20 protein-coding genes, 1 tRNA gene and 3 pseudogenes are annotated in these 17674 nt (G+C 67.1%); 4 read left to right on the top strand and 20 right to left on the bottom strand.

What is annotated here, in order from left to right; translation table 11 throughout:
- Window positions 1-79: 79 nt before the first annotated feature.
- From OHS82_RS14830 to OHS82_RS14860, 7 genes are all read right to left on the bottom strand, one after another.
- Complete coding sequence (locus OHS82_RS14830) at window positions 80-400, bottom strand: SpdD protein (protein WP_328433988.1); 321 nt, start codon at window positions 398-400, stop codon at window positions 80-82.
- A gap of 24 nt (window positions 401-424) precedes the next feature.
- The gene (locus OHS82_RS14835; protein ID WP_328433989.1) at window positions 425-580 is read right to left on the bottom strand and encodes a hypothetical protein; all 156 of its coding nucleotides are present in this window, start codon (window positions 578-580) and stop codon (window positions 425-427) included.
- A gap of 15 nt (window positions 581-595) precedes the next feature.
- A complete protein-coding gene (locus tag OHS82_RS14840) occupies window positions 596-778 on the bottom strand; it encodes a mobile element transfer protein (RefSeq protein ID WP_328433990.1) in 183 nt (60 codons plus the stop codon).
- The gene (locus OHS82_RS14845) at window positions 775-960 is read right to left on the bottom strand and encodes a hypothetical protein (RefSeq protein ID WP_328433991.1); all 186 of its coding nucleotides are present in this window, start codon (window positions 958-960) and stop codon (window positions 775-777) included. The genes OHS82_RS14840 and OHS82_RS14845 overlap by 4 nt, the downstream gene beginning before the upstream one ends.
- Before the next feature lie 15 nt (window positions 961-975).
- Window positions 976-1668: a DUF2637 domain-containing protein gene (locus OHS82_RS14850; RefSeq protein ID WP_328433992.1), complete on the bottom strand. Its 693-nt coding sequence runs from the start codon at window positions 1666-1668 to the stop codon at window positions 976-978.
- 87 nt (window positions 1669-1755) lie between these two features.
- Window positions 1756-3123 (bottom strand): FtsK/SpoIIIE domain-containing protein, encoded by a 1368-nt coding sequence (locus OHS82_RS14855; RefSeq protein ID WP_328433993.1) that lies wholly within the window; start codon window positions 3121-3123, stop codon window positions 1756-1758.
- Between the two features lie 5 nt (window positions 3124-3128).
- Window positions 3129-3476, bottom strand: coding sequence for an SCO3933 family regulatory protein (locus OHS82_RS14860; RefSeq protein ID WP_057584100.1), 348 nt, complete (start codon window positions 3474-3476; stop codon window positions 3129-3131).
- A gap of 232 nt (window positions 3477-3708) precedes the next feature.
- On the opposite strand from OHS82_RS14860, the gene OHS82_RS14865 reads away from it, so the two are divergent.
- A complete protein-coding gene (locus OHS82_RS14865) occupies window positions 3709-5016 on the top strand; it encodes a HEAT repeat domain-containing protein (protein ID WP_328433994.1) in 1308 nt (435 codons plus the stop codon).
- Window positions 5017-5043: 27 nt separating this feature from the next.
- Here the strand turns inward: OHS82_RS14865 and OHS82_RS14870 are convergent, their stop codons facing one another.
- From OHS82_RS14870 to OHS82_RS14890, 5 genes are all read right to left on the bottom strand, one after another.
- Window positions 5044-5868, bottom strand: a complete 825-nt coding sequence (locus tag OHS82_RS14870; RefSeq protein WP_328433995.1) for an integrase — start codon at window positions 5866-5868, stop codon at window positions 5044-5046.
- On the bottom strand, window positions 5865-6716 hold the full coding sequence (locus OHS82_RS14875; protein ID WP_328433996.1) for a sigma factor-like helix-turn-helix DNA-binding protein: 852 nt from the start codon (window positions 6714-6716) through the stop codon (window positions 5865-5867). The genes OHS82_RS14870 and OHS82_RS14875 overlap by 4 nt, the downstream gene beginning before the upstream one ends.
- A 178-nt stretch (window positions 6717-6894) precedes the next feature.
- Window positions 6895-7299, bottom strand: coding sequence for an ATP-binding protein (locus OHS82_RS14880; RefSeq protein WP_057584106.1), 405 nt, complete (start codon window positions 7297-7299; stop codon window positions 6895-6897).
- A gap of 96 nt (window positions 7300-7395) precedes the next feature.
- Complete coding sequence (locus OHS82_RS14885) at window positions 7396-8247, bottom strand: helix-turn-helix domain-containing protein (protein WP_328433997.1); 852 nt, start codon at window positions 8245-8247, stop codon at window positions 7396-7398.
- Between the two features lie 434 nt (window positions 8248-8681).
- Window positions 8682-9611 (bottom strand): hypothetical protein, encoded by a 930-nt coding sequence (locus OHS82_RS14890; RefSeq protein ID WP_328433998.1) that lies wholly within the window; start codon window positions 9609-9611, stop codon window positions 8682-8684.
- A gap of 790 nt (window positions 9612-10401) precedes the next feature.
- Here OHS82_RS14890 and OHS82_RS14895 point away from each other — a divergent pair.
- On the top strand, window positions 10402-10707 hold the full coding sequence (locus OHS82_RS14895) for a hypothetical protein (protein ID WP_327691669.1): 306 nt from the start codon (window positions 10402-10404) through the stop codon (window positions 10705-10707).
- 20 nt (window positions 10708-10727) lie between these two features.
- On the opposite strand, the pseudogene OHS82_RS14900 reads toward OHS82_RS14895, so the two are convergent.
- A pseudogene (locus tag OHS82_RS14900) lies at window positions 10728-10919 on the bottom strand (transposase); the annotation flags it as partial.
- A gap of 159 nt (window positions 10920-11078) precedes the next feature.
- Between OHS82_RS14900 and OHS82_RS14905 the strand changes: the two are divergent.
- Window positions 11079-11152, top strand: a tRNA-OTHER gene (locus OHS82_RS14905).
- Window positions 11153-11291: 139 nt separating this feature from the next.
- Here the strand turns inward: OHS82_RS14905 and OHS82_RS14910 are convergent.
- From OHS82_RS14910 to OHS82_RS14930, 5 genes and pseudogenes are all read right to left on the bottom strand, one after another.
- Window positions 11292-12124: pseudogene (locus OHS82_RS14910) on the bottom strand (IS5 family transposase).
- 94 nt (window positions 12125-12218) lie between these two features.
- The gene (locus tag OHS82_RS14915) at window positions 12219-12611 is read right to left on the bottom strand and encodes a MerR family transcriptional regulator (protein WP_057584115.1); all 393 of its coding nucleotides are present in this window, start codon (window positions 12609-12611) and stop codon (window positions 12219-12221) included.
- Window positions 12612-12659: 48 nt separating this feature from the next.
- Window positions 12660-13697 carry an NADP-dependent oxidoreductase gene (locus OHS82_RS14920; protein WP_057584117.1) on the bottom strand — a complete coding sequence of 346 codons (1038 nt, stop codon included), beginning with the start codon at window positions 13695-13697 and terminating at the stop codon, window positions 12660-12662.
- 848 nt (window positions 13698-14545) lie between these two features.
- On the bottom strand, window positions 14546-15043 hold the full coding sequence (locus OHS82_RS14925) for a lactococcin 972 family bacteriocin (RefSeq protein WP_057584119.1): 498 nt from the start codon (window positions 15041-15043) through the stop codon (window positions 14546-14548).
- Window positions 15044-15153: 110 nt separating this feature from the next.
- Window positions 15154-15690: an HAD domain-containing protein gene (locus tag OHS82_RS14930; protein WP_328433999.1), complete on the bottom strand. Its 537-nt coding sequence runs from the start codon at window positions 15688-15690 to the stop codon at window positions 15154-15156.
- 349 nt (window positions 15691-16039) lie between these two features.
- Here OHS82_RS14930 and OHS82_RS14935 point away from each other — a divergent pair.
- Window positions 16040-16270: pseudogene (locus tag OHS82_RS14935) on the top strand (CPCC family cysteine-rich protein); the annotation flags it as partial.
- Between the two features lie 65 nt (window positions 16271-16335).
- Here the strand turns inward: OHS82_RS14935 and OHS82_RS14940 are convergent.
- Complete coding sequence (locus OHS82_RS14940) at window positions 16336-16848, bottom strand: DUF3761 domain-containing protein (protein ID WP_242433430.1); 513 nt, start codon at window positions 16846-16848, stop codon at window positions 16336-16338.
- Between the two features lie 162 nt (window positions 16849-17010).
- Window positions 17011-17583, bottom strand: coding sequence for a cysteine hydrolase family protein (locus OHS82_RS14945; RefSeq protein WP_057584124.1), 573 nt, complete (start codon window positions 17581-17583; stop codon window positions 17011-17013).
- Between the last annotated feature and the right edge of the window lie 91 nt (window positions 17584-17674).

The raw sequence follows: 17674 nt of genomic DNA on the forward strand, positions 1-17674 counted from the left end.
GCTGGAGTTTGGGGCCAGACCCCGGCTCGTCCAGGGGTCTAGACAGCGTGGGCAAGCCGAGGCAGAGAAGTGGATGAGGTCAGCGGCGGTCGCTCCGGAGGATGGAGCGGATGACGACCGCGCAGACGGCCACGGAGGCGGCGGTGATCGCAACAGCGAGGAGCATGGAGACCAGGACCGCACCGACGACGAGGACGGCGGCACTGCCACCAGCGATGAGGGCGAGCGTGCTGCCGGGCGTGAGCTGGACAGTCGGACGGTTGGAGGTCGGGGCGGACGGAACGGGGACGGAAGCCGGGGCATAGGCCGCCGGGCTGTACGCGGTCGGGCTGTAGACGGTCGGAGCCGGGATGGTGTGGACCGGGGCGGTGTCCTGCGGCGGGTACTTCGGGGTGAACACGTGGGTGATCCCTTCTGCGGGCGATCAGTCGAGGAGGGCGGCGACGGCGGGGGCGAGGACGCTGTCGGCGACGAGGTAGCCGCCCAGGAGGAGCAGGGCGACCAGCCACCACGGCGGGCGGGCAAGCTGGATGCCGAGGACGGCGACGACGAGCACGGCGAACCAGAGCGGGACGGTCATGGCGGCGGTCTCCTGTCAGGCCTTGCAGCGGTGGGTGCGGGCGGCGAGTTCGGCGGCGGCGCGGCTGTCGTATTCGGTGGAGAAGTCACAGCGAGGTGCGGTGCAGGCGGCGAGGTGGCGGTTGCGGCCACGGGCGAGGTAGGAGGCGACCTGGACGGGGCCGATGCGGCGGACGTTGCGGAACCTGGGGTTGGTCATCGCGGGGTGTCCCCTCCGGTGAAGTCGTGGGCGTGGTCGGTGAGCCACTGCCTGATCTCGGGGAATTCGTCGGCGGTGGCGTGGTGGAACGCGGCTTGTGCGACGGCGACGGCTTCGACGAGCCGATTGCGGCGGGTCAGTTCTGCGGCGTACTCCAGCGCGGAACGGATAGCGGGACGCATCGCGTGCGTCTCCTTTCAGAGGTGGGCGGCGACGGACGGCGTCATGGACGGGGGCAGGCCGAGCCGGGCTCGGACGGTGTCGGGGTCGGCGGGGTGGCCGGTGGTAGCGCGGTGTTCCTCGGCCAGGACGCGGACGCGGTCGACGAGGGCGGGCGGCAGGGAGACGGCGGGAGCAGTGGGCGCCGGGGCAGGAACGGGGTTGGTGATCCGTTCGATAGCGGACTCCGGAGCCGGTTTCGGGTCGGTGGACGGTGCCGGGAGCGCGTCACGGTCGGGCTCCTCGACGGCGACCGGGGCAGTGGGCGTCCCCGTCTCCGTCGGTGCCTCTGGCATGCGGGACGTGTGCGCCAGAAGCGTTCCGCCGAAGAAGGCGACGGCGGGCCAGCCGGCCACCACGACGCGGAGCGACGCGGGAACGTCGTCCAGGTCGAGGAGCCCGGCGGTGGCGACGTTCGCGCCGAGGGATGCGGCCAGGGCCACCAGGAACCACAACCGGGGTCCCCCGGCGGGTTGTACAGCGCCCTGCTGCTCGCGCATCCGACGCCATGCGGCGACCAGCAGCAGGTCGACGCTGACGGGGTAGGCCCACGCCTTCCAGCCGCCCTGTCCGGCCGCCTCAGCGAGGTCGTGCAGGTGCGAGAAGGACAGGGCACCCGCGATGACGGCCTGGACGATCACGGCGTCCACCCGGGCCAGTTGGGCACGCATCGGCTCGGCTTCCTTCCGGTTCGAGGCATGGGAGGGGTAGGGACTTGGCGCGAGGCGGTCACGCCGACCGTGGGGAAAGGGGTGCGGCTACTCGGTCACCGGGCGAGCGGTCGGCGCGGCAGCGGCGGGAGAAGCCGACCCGGCGGACTCGACGCCGACGGCGGGCCGGAAGGAGCCGAGGCGGGGCAGCTCTGGCACGAGGGCGGAGGTTGCGCGGCAGATGGCCGCAGCTTCGTTGAGGGTGAGGTGGGGTGAGCGGGCGCGGGACCAGCCGCCGGAGGAGTCGCCGACGATGGCGACGCCGGGCCGTTCGGCGGGGATGGAGGTGGCGGCGAGCGCCGCTTCAGGGGAGATGTCGGCGAGCGCCATGTTCGCCGAGGACTCGTCGTTGACGCGGTGGCAGATGCGGCCGGTGAGCTGGGCGCGGAGCATGGTGGCGCCCTTGCCGAGTTCGGAGCCGAAGCGCTGCCCGCACACTTCGAGGTAGATGCCGGCCGCGCGGCCGAGCTGGGCGATACGGATGAGCTTGGTGACCATGGCATCGCGTCGCTTCTCGTCGTCCCTGCTCGCGGCGAGGAAGAGTTCCGCGACCTCGTCGACGACGACCACGACCGGCACTGGCCGCACCTCGTCCGGCAGCCCCCACACGTCCGAGGTGAGCACGCCATCCGCACCCAGGCCGGACCGAAGACCGATCAGACGGAACCGTGCCTCCATCTCTTCCAACAGGGCGTCAAGGAGCTCGTTCGCCCGGTCCGAGGTGTCAGCGAGCGCCGACAACCGGGGCGCGAACGGCGCGAGTTCGACACCCCACTTGCAGTCGATCCCGACGAGGACGACCCGTTGCCGGGCCAGCCCGCACAGCAGGTTCCGCAGGTACACGGACTTGCCGGACTGCGTTGCGCCGAGGATGAGTTCATGCGGCACGGCGCGGAAGTCCCGTACGTGCCACCGCCCGTCATCCCGAAGCGCCATGGGCAGGGAGAGCAGGCCGCTCTTCTGCCGCCGCCGGGCGGGCCGCACGTCGGCGAGCACGTCCCAGCCGATCAGGCGCAGTTCCAGCCAGCCCGGCTTGGTAGGGCGGATGTGCACGGCGTGCGCGGCCCAGGCGTGCCGCAGTCGATCAGCCGAGGCCATGAAGTCTTCGGGAGCCTGCCCGGTCGCCATGCGCAGCCGCATCACGAGACCGGACCCGGTCGGCAGCGGGAACGACCGGCGAGGCGGTACGGGCGCCGCCTCGCGCCCGATCACCCGGGCCGTGGCCCGACGGACGGCCGAAGCCGGAACCGTCAGGCCACAGGCGTCCATCGTCGCCCGGTACGTGGTGAGCACGCGCAGCGCGACGAACGGATAGCCCACGAGCCACCAGAACGCGACCGGCAGACGACGGCGGAGAACCAGCAGCGCGGCCACGGCCAGCAGGCAGAGCACCAGAGCCCAGAGGGTGTCAGTCATGGTGATCAGCCCTGCACCGACGCCGGCGCGTTGACCATGACGGCGTCCGCCCGGTAGGCGATGCCGTGACGCATCCGCCCGCCGAACTCACTCTCCCAGGGGCGGGCGATGAGGCCGGACATGATGACCGGAGCACCCATCACCAGGCCCTCACCGATGCCCTGCTCCGGAACGGTCACCTTGATCATGTCCGAGCCGCCCTGCGCGATGAACACCAGCTCCAGCACCATGAGCCGCTGGTTGGTCACCGGGTCCACGGCGACCTCACCGGTCTGACGGTCCTTCACCTTGATCTCAGGCAGCTTGGTGACGAGCAGCGTCGCGGAAGAAACGTCCACGGGGATGACACGCATTTCTTGAACCTCACTTGTTGGCGACGCATTCGGTCCGCGCCGCTTCGGTCTGGATACCCCCCTAGACAGCACGGGAGGCGACCCGCCCTAACTGTCTAGGGGGGTTGACGACTACGGTAGACCGACAGCCCATCAACTGTCTAGGGGGGTATGCAAGTCGGGTGGCTCTGGCAATGTCAGACCCGTCCCGGATCATGACGCCCGAGGGCCGGTCGACCTTGCTGGAGGGAACGTGGTGGACACCGACTTGATACGGGACCTCGGGGTGCCGGACCGACGCGAAGCGGCGGCTGACACGTTGGCCGCTCTTGGCCCCGACACGGTGGAGCACCTGGTGCGGGAGCTGACGGACGAGGAATCCCCTGTGGACTGGCGGCCGATCGCCAGCGTGCTTGAGCGGATCGGGGACGCCGCCTTCGACGGCCTACTCCGAGGTCTCGCCTCCGCGTCCACCGAGAGCTCTCGCAAGCGCGTCGGCTTCGCGTTCTCCTGTCTTGGCGCGGCAGCCCTGGACCGCTACACCGCAGCCCTCTCCCATCCCGTGCCGCACGTGCGCAGGATGGCTATCCGCGGGCTCCAGCACTGCGGCGACGCTGCCCGGTCTGCCATCTCTGCCCTGGTGCCACTGCTCGGGGATCACGACCCGAGGGTCGCCCGACAGGCGCAGGACGCCCTGATTCTTCAAGGCGAGTACGTCATTCCCCTGCTCCAGCGCATCCGGGAACAAGGGCCGGGCCGGCAGCGGGCGCGTGCGTTGACCGTGCTCGCCGAGCTGGGCGGCGAATCGGCACTGTCCCGCGTCGACGTGGCAGCGATCGAACGACTCATCCGCGTCAAACTCCCGGACGACCGGCCCGAAGGGATGTGGGCATGCTGGAATCACTGGATGGCCGTCCCGAGCGGTGACCAGGCCGGAATCATGCAGACCCTTGGCTTGGTCGACCCAAGACCGGTGACCTTCGCTCTCGGCAACGACATCGTCGACGCCGACGGCCACGGCTGCGGCGCGGACGACCCCCACAACGGCTACGAACGGGTCTTCGTGACGCCCGAGCTCGACGGCTGGACCCTCATCCTCGGCGCATGGTCCGACCCGTGCGGCGAGGAGCGAAGCGAGGAGGTCCTGCGCCTGTGCACCGAACTCAGCGCCCGCTACGGCCAGGCCCACGCGTACTACTACGGCGGCCAGGGCGACGGCTCCGCCTGGCTCATCGCCGAGCAGGGCACCGTGATCCGGCGGTACTGCGAAACAGGCGAAGGAGAGGACGAGTTGCTCACCCTCGGCGAGCCCCTGCCGTACGAGCGGGCCCGCCGTGTGGAACTGGGCCTCACGCCCGACTGGGACCCCGCCCAAGAGAGCCAGGACGACGAAGACGAGTGGCGGTCGGCAACCCACGACATGGCCGCGGACCTCGCCCGCTCCTATGGCGTCAGCCCCCTGCACGTCGGCCCCGACACACCGTCACGGGGAACCAGCGTCGTCGCCCTGACTCCGTACGGCGTCGCCCATGGCGTACCAGCGGGGGCATACCGCATCTGAGCAAGGGCGGGAGCAGGGCAACGCCGCTTACTCGGGCAGCACCCAGTGCAGTGCGGTGGCGTCATCATGTGCCTTGCCCCGTGGCCAGCGACGACCGTCGGGGTCATCGGCCTCGGCATCCCGCACTCGGCGGATCAGCCCGTCTGGCCCGGACTCCCCGAGGACGTCCAACGCTTCTTGCCAGGTGGCGAGTTCGAAGAGGTCGACGAGTCGGGTAGCGCCGTCACTGAGCAAAGTCACGGAGGTCAGCGATTCCAGCGGCACGGACCCGGTAAGGGCATGTTCGGCCGCTTGAGGATCGGGCCCGGCGATCCAGAAGCCACCCGGCCGATTGCGGAGCCCCGTCAGGGCGTCGCGGTACTCGGACAGGGCGGCAGCGTGCTCGGGGGAACCAGTAGGGAACGCGTCGACCGGCCCGCGCAGCTGCACGCTGACGTCATCCAGGCGCAGATCCGTGACGGCGGTCGTCTTCGCGTCCTTGTCGGCGAGGAGGACGGTCGAGTCACCAAGTACGACGTACTCCAGAGCTCCCGCACCGGCCCGGACCGCGACGACCGTACTGGTCGGACTGGCCCGATGGGTCAGCTCGCAACTGCCCTCGTGCAGAGACCGAACGACCCGGATCGAGTCGGCGAGACAGTCGGCGAGCGGCCGTGCGGGTTGCGCCGTGATGGTGCTCAGCAGCAGCCCGCCCAGCGTCGAGGAGAACCATGCGATGCCGTGCGTGCATCCGGTTTCGGCCCCGGCCACGCCGGCACCGTCCAGCAGGACAGCCGCCCCGGGTGCGGCGGCGGTGAAGTCCTCGTTTTGCTGACCGGGTTCGGCAGGCAGTGAACCGAGGGCGACGTTCACGCCTCCGTCTCCTCGTCGTGCAGGTAAAGAGGGGTGAGCAGTTCGACGGACTGCGGTTCGTCGGTCTCTGGGTCGTACTCGACGCCCACCAGCGTGGAGAAGTGACGCTCACCCACCTGCCCCCAGAGCGCGCTGAGGTCAGAGGCGAGCAGGTGCACGACGCCGAGGGAGCCCGCAGTGTGGATTCCCGCGATGGCGAGCACCGAGCCGTTGCCATCCGGGCGGGGCAGCCGGCCCAGGTATCCGACGTCGTGCGGGCGGTACGGTTCCGTGTCCGCTCCAGCGCGGTACGACGTGCCGGTACGCCGGTCCGCCAGGGCCCACGGCTCACCCTCCGGGTGCTCCCAGCCGAGTACCGGGTCCTGGGCGTACAGGTCGCTCATGGCCTGAGACATACCCGGCCCGCAGACGACGACCAGGCCGTCTCGGTTGAGGTCGACCTCACCGCTCACCTGGACGTGGCCGGAGCTGACGTCGAGCCCGTACGACTTGGCCAGCTCTTCGAGTCGCTTCCCGGAGTTGACGTCGGCCATGGCGACGACCGGGCGTTTCTTCTCACCGTCCCAGCGCAACGGGGTGACGATCGTGACGGCGCCCGCGCCGAGGAAGGCCCCCTCGGGTGCCGGACCGGTGTGCCGAATCTGGTGAATCCGCCCGCGACTCAGGCCGGCCTTCTCGGCGATCTGCGCATACGACAGCCCTTGTGCGTGGAGGTCCTGGACCACACGGCGACGGAGCCGGGCGAGTTCGGTCACCTCCTGCTGCGCGTCGGCCAACCGCGTCGTGACCTCACGCAGGAGCAGGTACGGATCATCGATCGCCATGATCCGCTGCAACTCGTCCGACATGACCACACCTCCTAGAAGTACCCAGGAGTCTAGGGCCCTAGACGGAATGGGCGGGAGTCGCCTGCCCGAATGAACACCGATCACATAGAAGCCGGCCCGCCGCCGAGGCACACCCCGAGGACTCACCCTCCACTGCCCACAAGGCAGCCACGGCCACGGATCACCACCGGGCAGGAGGTCATGACGCGCCGTTCCGCGACAGCTCGGCCCAGACGCAACGACCACCGGCGGGCCGGTCCTTCACGCCCCAGTCCTTGGCGCAGGCCGCAATCAGCATGAGCCCGCGGCCGCCCTCTTCCACCTGGCTGTTCACGCTGCGAAGCAGGGGCTCCTCGTCGCCACCTTGGTCAGTCACCTCGATGCGCACCAGGTCGTCGCCGAAGTGGACGACCACGAGGAACCATCCGCGGTACCAGCCGCTCCGCGTGTGCCTGACGGCATTGGCCGCCAGCTCACCGACGACCAGGACGGCGTCATCCACAAGGCCTGAACCCTCGTCCTCCAGCAAGGCGGCAACGAAGTGTCGGGCCTCCGCAACCTGCCAGGCCAGGCCGGGAAAGATGCGGCACCACTTTTTGGGCATGGGAACTCTCCTCTTCGTCTAGGGGGCTAGACGGCATTGCGAGCAGAGTATTCCTACGCATGACTGATGGGCCAGGCATCTAGAGGAATTATTCCTCTAACGAGTGGTGAAGTCCTCCAACTCCCGGAACTCCTGCATCACCCGGAGCAGGAGCTCCCTCGCCTCGATCCCGAAGATCGCAGCCTCTTCGAACCGGGCGAAGGTCTCCTCGTACGCCGCAACCTCGGCGGAGTCGTCTAGGACCCGTTCACCTCGGAAGGTCTCGACGACGACCGCCCGCCGGTCGCACAGGGTGAACCCGTGACGAGGCATGACCGGCACCGCCCGACGCCAGGGGATGACCCCGATGCGCACCGTGGTCAGACTGTCGACGGCCAGGAGCCGGTCGAACTGGGCCAGCATCAGCGAGGGGTTCCCGGGCCAGGTCCGCAACACGGCTTCCGTCAGCACGAACACCGACTCCCGCCCAGGCTCGTACAAGACGCTCTGCCGCTCCACACGGGCAGCAACAGCACGGCCGACGGCCTCAGGGGTCGCGTTCGGCGCGCTGTCGAAGACGTGACGGGCGTACTCCGCACTCTGGAGCATGGCGGGCAGGACGACGCATTGGAACGAGCGCACCAGCCGTGCGGACCGCACCGCGTCATCGAGGGTCGCCCCCGCGGGGGCCTCGTCACCGATTGTCTCGTCGGCATCCGGCGCAGCCTCGACGGCGGCCAGGAGGTCGCGCACCTCATGGGTGGTCGGCTCGTCGAGGTCGAGGGCAAGCGTCAAGCGCCGCAGGACGTCGAGGCTGGGAACCATGCGACCGTTCTCGACCTTGGACACGGTTGGCTGCCCCACGCCGGCGCGCTGCGCCAACACGGCACCCGTCAGGCCAGCCTCCGCACGAAGTCCCCGAAGACGCACCCCAAGTGCCTTCATCCGCTGCTGCCGCTCACTCCCCATACCCAGGGTTCTACACCACGGGACAGCCCGCCCATGATTCAAACTTTCTCTACTGGTTCAAGTACCCGTCGTCGCTTCGCTCCTCCGGGCGGGCGCGGGCCGCCGTCCGCGCCCGCTCATGTCTCCGCCCCGCTCGGCACGGCCGGTGCCCCCCGCCCGCCCAACAGGCAGACACGCAGTCCATGACATCAGAAAACGTCATGGCTGGGGCGGTCGACTTGTGACTTCAGCCCGCCGCTTTGGCGCGAGCCTCGAAGATCACGGCCGCAACTTCTTGCTTTACCGGGTCCACAGACTGCCCGGCGGGCGGAAGCTCACGGGGTCGTTATCAACTCGCCACAAAGGAGCTCCGGCCAAATTCGTTACGCCAACTACAGGGTCCCGAAAGGGCTGTGAATATATGCTCACACCGCGAAGCGGGTCGAGTGCCCTGACTAGGCGATCGAATCTGAAGGAGTACCGTCAGTGGGATCACCGATGGCATTTAGAACTGCTTGCCCCTGTTTATCCACGAAACGTGTGGCAATCTGTTGAGCATAACCAAAGATGATGGCATATGCGACGATCTGCGCTGAAGAGTCCAGAGCGGTCAGGCCCGGAACGAATTGCCCGCGCATAAGCAGCAGCCCAAGCAATCCAGTCAACGCACCGGTGGGAAGTTTTAGAACGGCTAGGGCTACGGGAATGTTGTAAGGAGAAGAAGTTCCCTTAATTCCTCGTAGGGACACGGCTGCGGCAACAGCGGCAGCGATAAGCCCAGTGACCTCAACAACTGTAAAATCCCAAGAGGAGGCCGCAGCAGCAACCCCACCCACGAAAGAAGTCTCACTGACTGCCGCCGTAGGGCATACGACTAGATCACTTTCCGGCTGGAAGCAAATCGGAACCAGCTCGGGTGCAACGCCCCCCAGTACTGCGACCAATGCCGCCAAAAATGCGAGCACAAACGCAATGTTGTACACAGTGTGAACAAAGCTTCCGGCGCGAGCAGTCTCCCGCTGAAGGGCCAGCCTGGCAGCCCAAGTCGCGTCTGCAAGAGTTTCTCGATGTGCAGGCGCGATTTTCGACTCGGGCTTGCGGGATTCAGATGCGATCCTTTTTACTTCCTGTTTTCGCGGATCGCTTTCCGGGAGTTGCTCGCTAACCAGAAATTCAATGCCCGGCAGTAGGGCTTTTACTTCCTCTTCCGACAGCAAACGCAACAAGAGGCACTGCGCCATGTCGACACGGGTCTGCGCTACAGCTAGATGTGCAGTGCGTCGATACCATGGGCATTGATGACTGAGTGCATCTTCCGCAGCATCCAATTCCTCCAATGCTGCAGCAGCCACTGCTTTGAGTTCAGGATCAGCCTGAAGGACCATCTGCTTATTTTTGACGAGGACACGTAGTTCACAGATACGCGCTCGCAGCCCTTCTCGAAGTTCCCATCCCCCTCCTTCGGCTCGTCTGCGAGCCCGTCCCGAGATGGCTAGCGGATTTCGATCTGACATGGACGGAGATTCTAGTGATCGCGGTGACAATCGCTTCACCGAAACTCGCTGATTCGCTCACCTGGGTCAAAAGGGCGAACACCCAGTCGTCCTTACGGCCCAGTCGGCGGGGCTTGCTCTCATAGACGATATTGGCGGCGTGGCTGAGGCCGGTGGGGGTGCAGCGAGGCATACGCGCACCTGGTCGGCCGGCGCACCCGCCATCGTGGCTGGCTGTCATCGGCTGAGGCTCGTGCCACTGCCGTGCCAGATGCAGGGGTCAGCCACGGTCAACGGGAGTGTCTAGCGGTCGAGTTGCTGGGTTTCTCACCGGGCATCGAAAGCCCAGGTCACCGGCCCAACCCACCAGCCTCTCTCTCCTAAAAGCGGTGGTTGGCGGCAGCAAGCGTCGGCACTCCGTGCCCATACTCGCCGGAGATGACTACTTGATCCGCTAGACAGCGCGCGAGGTCTTGGCCCGGCCGAGTCCCGTACCGGCCACAGCAGGGCTCTACGGGTGGCTGTTCTTTACCCTGCACGAATGGATGCGCTGGACTCGCCTCGACCGTTCGTTGGGTGCAGCATGATCCCAACGCGCCACCGGGCCCGAATCGGGCGAAACCGTGGTCGCCAAATGCGATACACGCCAAGGACCTGATCCGCGCGCACAAGGGAGAGTCAAGTGTCATTGCCAGTGGGCAGCCGTTGGACCATCAAACGAAGCTCCGTAGGGACCGAGACCATCGAGATCATCGGTAGTCAAGGCGAGACGTTCACTGCGAAGTATGTCAGCACCACAGACCCGAGCAAGTTCTCGGGTGAAGTAAGCAGTCGGCAACATGAGGTCATCACCCTCAAGCAGCACAACGTGGGGCCCAAGTATGTCGCTTTCCACAGCGGACTGCGAGAGGCGTCGAATGGTACCTACACGGGAAGTTGGTACGACGTAGCGGGCAACAAGGGAGACTTCAGCCTGGTCAAGCAGTAGGCCTGCTGCCACCCAAGCTCTTACCGCAGCCCGTCGTCGAGAACGACACGGTGGAGCCGGGCCCAGACCCGCTCTCGGCTCCACTGGGCGAAACGCCGATAGACCGTCTGCCAGTACGGACCGAACACGGGAGGCAGCTGCCTCCAGGTGTAGCTCGACGCGGCGACGAACACGATCGTTTCTAAAGCCTCGCGGTCACCTGCCCGACGCCCGACCTGCGCCCTGCGGACGCTTCACTATCTGGCCTGGCCGTCGCACCAGTCGAGGGCAACAGCCGGAGCGGGCTCGGATCGATCGAACTGTAAAGCGGTGCTCAGCCAGACGTGGACTATCCGTGGACTCGCCCCGCCTGATCTGCCATGCGCAGGGCCGCCACCTGCTGCTTCAACCAGTCCGTAAGCGGCCTCCGGAGCCGTGTGCGCAGGTTCGAATCCTGCCGGGGGCACCTTGCACGAGGTGCCCGAAGACCCCGCCACCAGCGCTTTCGCTGCGGACGGGGTCTTGGCGTACGTGCAGCCGTGTGCCGCTCGGAGTGGTCGTATGTCGGCGTCGGCAGCCTAGAACTTGCGCAAATCGGCAGGACCTCATGGGTGGCGCCGTGGCCGAGCTTCCCATCGGTGAGTGGCCCAGGCTCGACGGATGAGGCTACGGAGAGCGATGATCGCGTCGGCAAGGTCGAAGAACGCGTCGATGACGATTTCTCTTCGTTCGTAGCAGCGTTGGAGCCGGTTGAAGGCGTTGTGCCAAGCGTTGGTGCGTTCGATGTGCCAACGCCGACTGGCTTGGATCGGAGCCTGGTCGCCCTTATGTGCGATGCGACCAGCCAGGTTTCGGCTGGCCAGCTCGTCACGAGTGTTCTGCGAGTCGTATCCGGCATCCAGGTTGACGGTGATCGCATCTGGGAGTGGACCGAGGTCGTCGAGCTTGTCCAGCGTCGGCGAGTCGTGGCGGTTAGCGCCAGCCAGCACCCGGCCAAGCGGGATGCCGTACCCGTCAACCATGAGGGATCGTTTCATCCCCGTTTACCACGATCGACCGGAGAGCGCCCGGAAACCTCTCCTCCACCGGAGGCTTTGGCGATGCAGCCATCGATGGAGATATCTTCCAGTACCAGGCCGACGATCCGGTCGTAGCATTCCAGGACTATGCGCTTGAGCTGTGCGAACACCCCAAGTGTGATCCACTCGTTGCGGCGGTTGCGGATCGTTGTCGCAGAGCAGGTGGTGTCGGCAATGGCTTGATAGGAGCAGCCGAACCGGAGCACCTGGATCAGTTTGTCGTCGAACACGATCCGGTCGTTGAGACGGCGGCGGTGAACACCGAGCGGGTGGCCAGGGTCAAACGTCGGCCGCTCAGGGAGCAATGCGGAAAACTGAACCCACAACGGCTCGACAAGCCAAGCCGGGATGACAGGCACGGATGATCCTCATATAGGGAGCAGATCCGGGCCGTCTTGCGCGGCACGTTGGATGGATTGCTCGTCCGGCCGAAAAGGCCGCGGCACTTCACAATCAAGCGGCCTGCTCGTCTGCGGTGTCGCCGGGTGCCGCCAGCCATGGCATCCGGTGGACGAGGCTGTCGCGCAGCTCGGTGAGGATCGCGATTCGCTCCTCCAGCTGAGCTACCCGCTGTGCGCCGACGCCATAGCCGTCGGCGCACAGCGGTGAGTAGGAGAGCACCTCGGGCAGATCGGCGTCGAGGTAGGCCAGGAGGGACTTCACATCCTCCACGGTGAGCCCGCAGGACAGAAGCTCACGGATGTTCCGGACCCTGCGTACCGCACCGGGCTCATACAGGCGATAACCCGCCGTCGTACGGTCGGACTCCAGCAAGCCCTGCTCCTCGTAGTAGCGCAGGGCACGGGTTGTGGTCCCGGCCTTCGCGGCCAGTTCACCGATCAGCATTGCAGCCACCTCCGAGTCCGACCATAAGGCTTCACCCATACGTCAAGGTCAACTCCCGAGCCGGACCACCGTCTTCCCGGTGTACGCGCCGTTCACGAGATCGAGGAGAGCCTGCGGTGCATTGGCCAGCCCATCGATCACCGTCTCGTCATAGACGATCGCGCCCTCGCGCAGCCACGTACGGAATTGCGCGCCGAACTCCGGAGCACGCTCAAAGTGATCGCCCACGGTGAAGCCGCGGATCGTGAGCCGCTTACCGAGGACACTGAGCAGGTCGCCGGGACTGGCTTCGCTCTGCCGGCTGAGGGCTCCGCACACGGCAACGCGGCCATGCGGGTTCATGATCTCGATCGCAGCGCGCAGCTGTTCGCCACCCACGTTGTCGAAGTAGACGTCGATGCCTTCGGGTGCGGCCTCGCGCAGCCGGTCGACGATCGGTCCGTCGTGATAGTCGAAGGCCGCATCGAACCCGAGTCTCCCGGTCAGATGGGCGGCCTTGTCCCGCGATCCGGCGCTGCCGATCACCCGGCTCGCCCCCTTGAGCCGGGCGATCTGGCCGGCCATGCTCCCGGTCGCCCCCGCCGCACTGGAGACGAAAACGGTGTCGCCGGGCCGTAGTTCCGCCGCGTCCATGAGCCCGACGTAGGCGACCAGTCCGAAGCCCAGGTAAGTAGAGGGCGTCGGGTAGGCGTCCCGGTCGACGCGGCGGAACAGCCCGGCCTGCGCCACGGCATACTCGCGCCAGCCAAGCCGGTGCATCACCAGGTCGCCCTCGTCCAGTGATGCATCCGCGGAGGCGACCACTTCACCGATGGCATCGCCGTACATCACCTCGCCGACCTCATAGCGGGGCATCGGCAGACCGGACTCGCCCGCGATCAGCATGAGCATGCCGGGATCGAGCGACATGAACAAATTGCGGACCAGTACCTGCCCCGATGCGGGATGGGGAACAGCGACCTCGGTTATCTCGAAGTCCCCGGGAACGGGCAGGCCCTCAGGCCGCGCGAACAGCCGGGCTTCCAGCCCGGTACGGGATATGCCGGAGCGGCTGGAGAACGTTGTGCTCTTCGAAGATGTATCCATGCCGACGACGTTAGAGATTGACCCATGCGTCAAGGTCAAGCCGCCCGGCCGGTGGCGGCCTCTAGACGTACCTGGAGGCCGAACGGGGTGTTGGCCCGCACGGAGTACACACGGCTCGATGACCTCGGGGCCCGGCCCCGTGTTACTTCCTGCCCAGCGACGCCGCCTACCCGCGCGACCTCTTATTCGCGGCGGGGCCGCAGCGCGTCAATCCGCAGGTAGGCACCCGGAGGCGACGAGGCCCTCGGATGGGGAGTCCGCGGGCCGGCATGCCGCGTGCGGCGAGTAGTCGGCACGGCTGTCGCTGGCCCGGTCGCACTCGGCAAAGGTGTCGGCGGCTTCACGTCGCGCGCGTCGTCGGAGGGCGGGCCGATCACCGCGGCCTTACGGCGCGGGCGGTGTCGACGGAGATGCAGAAGCCGGCGGCGAATTGCGCGAGAGTGTCGTGCCGGCACGGGTACCAGACGGACCGGAGCACGCTGGTGCTGTGGGGGTGACGGTGAGAATGGTGACCCACTCGACGAGGGCGTGGAGCAGTCGAGCGCGGCCCGACAGGAAACCAACAGAGCTCCTGTGCCGACGGGTTGCGAGGACGACCTCCCTCACCAGCACGGGAGCCCAACGTCTTCACTGGGTCAACGGCCACGCTGCTAAATCTCACTGGAGCCGTCTCGATGCTCAACGGCAGGCCCTGTGGGGCCAAACCAGCGAGACACTGCCGAGTGGCACCCCGCGTAGGTTCGCGCTCTCCCTTTGCGGGCCTAATGCGGCATTACTCCGGGCCCGTGAACGCGCCCGGAGTAATGACCCATCCCGAGGGAGGTCAACCCTCGTCACTGCGGAAGTATTTATGCATTATCGTAATATGCATAGCAGGTCCAGGCCGCGCCTTGCGTCGAGTTGGCGTAGGAAGTGTCACCCTTCGCCACCCAGCCGCTTGAATGGTCGACGTTCTGGACCCTGACCGTCGTCTTGTGCTTGACATCCGCGATGTAGTTCGAGTAGCACTTCTTTCCAGCCGACACCAGGTCGTACCCATAGCACCACCGGCCATGAGTCACATCCTGGCAGGTATTCCCCCTCAGCTGAGCCGCGGATTCCTTGATTTCCAGCTTTACCACGCCCCACTCGGAGGGGTTGCCCAGCTCCGCCGGCGGGTTGACTCCGTCACCCCTCTGGTGGATGACGGGCTGCCCGGTTACGAGGCCATTGTCGGCCTCAACCACGGTATTGTCGGCGCCGGTTGCGCTCTGCGAGCCATAGGCCGCCGCCGGGGTGGCAAAACTGGAAACCGCAAGCACGGCACCCGCAATGCCGAAGAATATTGACTTTCCGAACTTTTTCACGTTCCCCCTTTTTCCGCTCCCCGCTGTCGAGGGCTCGGAGGGATCTTCTACGAGGGCGCTGCAGCGGTCAAGACATGGCCGATTAACGGCCCCTGCACGGCCTGAAATCGTCAATGAATGCGCGGCCTCGGCGCGACGGTGTCGAGCCACTGCGCGATGGCGGAGAAGTCGGCGTCGGTGAGGCCCCGGGACGGGTCCACGCGATGCAGCAACGATGAGCCCGGATGTTGGGCCGCGACCCAGAGGCGGTCCATGGAACTGATCTCGTCGTCGACCCAGACGAACGGCCGGCCGTCGGCCCGGTCGACAAGGTGGCGGGTCTTCCAGTGCAGGCCGCGCGGGCCTGGATCGGCCTCGGCGGTGGTGTCCGGCCAATTGGCCACGGGCAGGTTCGGAAGGCCGATCCGTGGGGCGACCGCCTCGTTCGCCTTCTCCCTCCAGGTCGTGGCCCACACGAGGTCGCAGCCCAGGTTCAGAAGACGCGCCCCGATTCCGGGGTCGAGGCGCTCCAGCAGGGGGTTTTCCTCATCGACGGGCGTCGAGGCGTCGGCTGCCGCGGCCCCCGAATGCTCGGACGGCATCCCGAAGGGGATGAGCGGGCCATCGACGTCGAGGAAGAGGAGGGGACGCTCCGCTGCGCTTGTCACAGGCGCACGATAGACCGCCGCGCGGCGGGAGCAGCTCCCTCGGGGCCGGGCCGTCCGTGGGGTCGTCTGCGGTTCCTCGAGGCCACATGCGCTGGGGGCTTCCGTGGTCGTCGCCGTATCGGTCGGGCGTGGCCTCGCTCGGCAACTCGACTTCAGGCAGGTGGCGTTGGGCTTGCTGGTGCCGTACGGGGGCAGGGGTGCCGGGTCTTCGCATGCCGAGCTCCTGGCCCGGTCGAGCCGTGCCTGGGTATGAGCTCGCGGTGGAGGGCACGGCAGGGCAGGATGCCCTGCCGGTGACTCCGTTCGTCAACAACCGCGGGAGCCCGAGGACGGCCCCTGTCCCTGTGCCTGCTGCGGCTTCCTGACGCTCGAAGAGCGCAGCTGCTTCGAGATCCGTCCCGTGTGCTTCCGGGAGGACGACGGCCAGGGCGACGACAATGCCGACCGGGTGCTGGGCGGTCCCAACGGCCGGCTCAGCCTCACGGAAGCCCGAAACAATCTCCGTGTTCTGGGGGCTGGCGACGAGCGGCGCCTCAAGTTCGTGCGCGCTCCTCTGCCGGACGAATGCCCCGCCGTCTGACATCACGTGGGGTGAGGGGCGAGTGGCGAGTCTCGTCCAGGGCACACCGGTGCGGGAGGCGTTGGCTACCGGTAGAAGACGGACACGCCGCCGTGATGCGAGCAAGCACCCTGGTGGTGAGCGGCGTACGAGTACGTGCCGTCGTTGCACAGTGCCGTCGCACCGCCGCCCTCGGAGCTCGAGCCACCCGACGAGCTGGACCCGCCGCCGGACGACGAGCCGCCGGAGGTCGAACCGCCGCCCGTGCCCGACCCCGCGGCGGCGTGCGCGGTGACGGTCACCTTCACCTTGACTGTTTCCGTCACTGTCGGCGCGGGCTTCGGCTTCGCGGTCTCCGTCGCCGTGGCCGTCGCGGTGACCGTGGCCGTGGCCGTGACCGTCGGCTGGGTCTTGTCGCTGACCGCGGTCTTCGTCGTATTGGGGTTCTGGTCGTCCGCACCGGCGCTGCCGAGGCCGATGATGAACGCCAGGCCCAGGGCGGGCAGGACGAAGCGCTTGCGAGCCCACTTCGGCGCGGGACGCCCAGGCGGCGGTCCGGGAGGCGGCTGCAGCGGCGGTTGAGGCTGGTAGTAGCTCACGGGTCCCCCTGGTTGGTGCGTGAGGGGGGGAAACTATCGACAACGGGACGTCGCATGTGATGGACAAGTGAAGAAGTTGGCCCAGTTGTGACCTCGCGGCTCGTCGCTTCCCGCCGGCTCCGTGGTGGCACGGCAGGACCCGAGGGTGCCTGCGGCCTTTCGCTATCGGGGGGCGAGGGCTTTGAGCCAGGTGTCGACCGTGAAGGTGTCCGCCCACTGCGGGAACAGTTTTTCGGTGAGTACCCGGTGCACCTCGGGGTCGGTGTCGAGACAGGCGTCCGTGAGGACGGTCAGGCCGAAGTCCAGGTCGATGGCGCGCCACAGCGTGGACAGCACCACGGCGCTGGTGGCGATGCCGGTGAGGACCAGGCTGTCGATGTCACGGGCCCTGAGCACGAGGTCGAGGTCGCTGCCCGAGAACGCGCTCCCCCGTCTCTTCGTGACGACGATGTCGCCCTGCCGGGGTGCCACGTCCTCGTGGATCTCGGTGCCCGGGGCGCCCTCGGTGAACAAGCCGGCCCGCACGGCGTTGGTCAGCACCTTGTTGCGGGGGCTGACGACCGGATCACCCGGCCGTAAGCCGACCACCACGTAGATCACGGGGATGCCTGCGGCCCGCGCCCCGTCGATGGCCCTGCGCAGACGCGGGAGATACCCCGAACCGTCGTCCGCTATGGCCACGACGTCCCGTTGGACGTCCATCACCAGAAGTGCACTCTTCGCCGCCACGGCCATGCCCGCCGTCCCTTCTCCTGGGTGGAAACAGGAACGAGTCTGGTGGATCGACCGAGGGGCCGTGGCGGTTTCGGAATTCCGCCGGGGGACC

This window comes from Streptomyces sp. NBC_00425 (assembly GCF_036030735.1).
Taxonomy (GTDB): domain Bacteria; phylum Actinomycetota; class Actinomycetes; order Streptomycetales; family Streptomycetaceae; genus Streptomyces.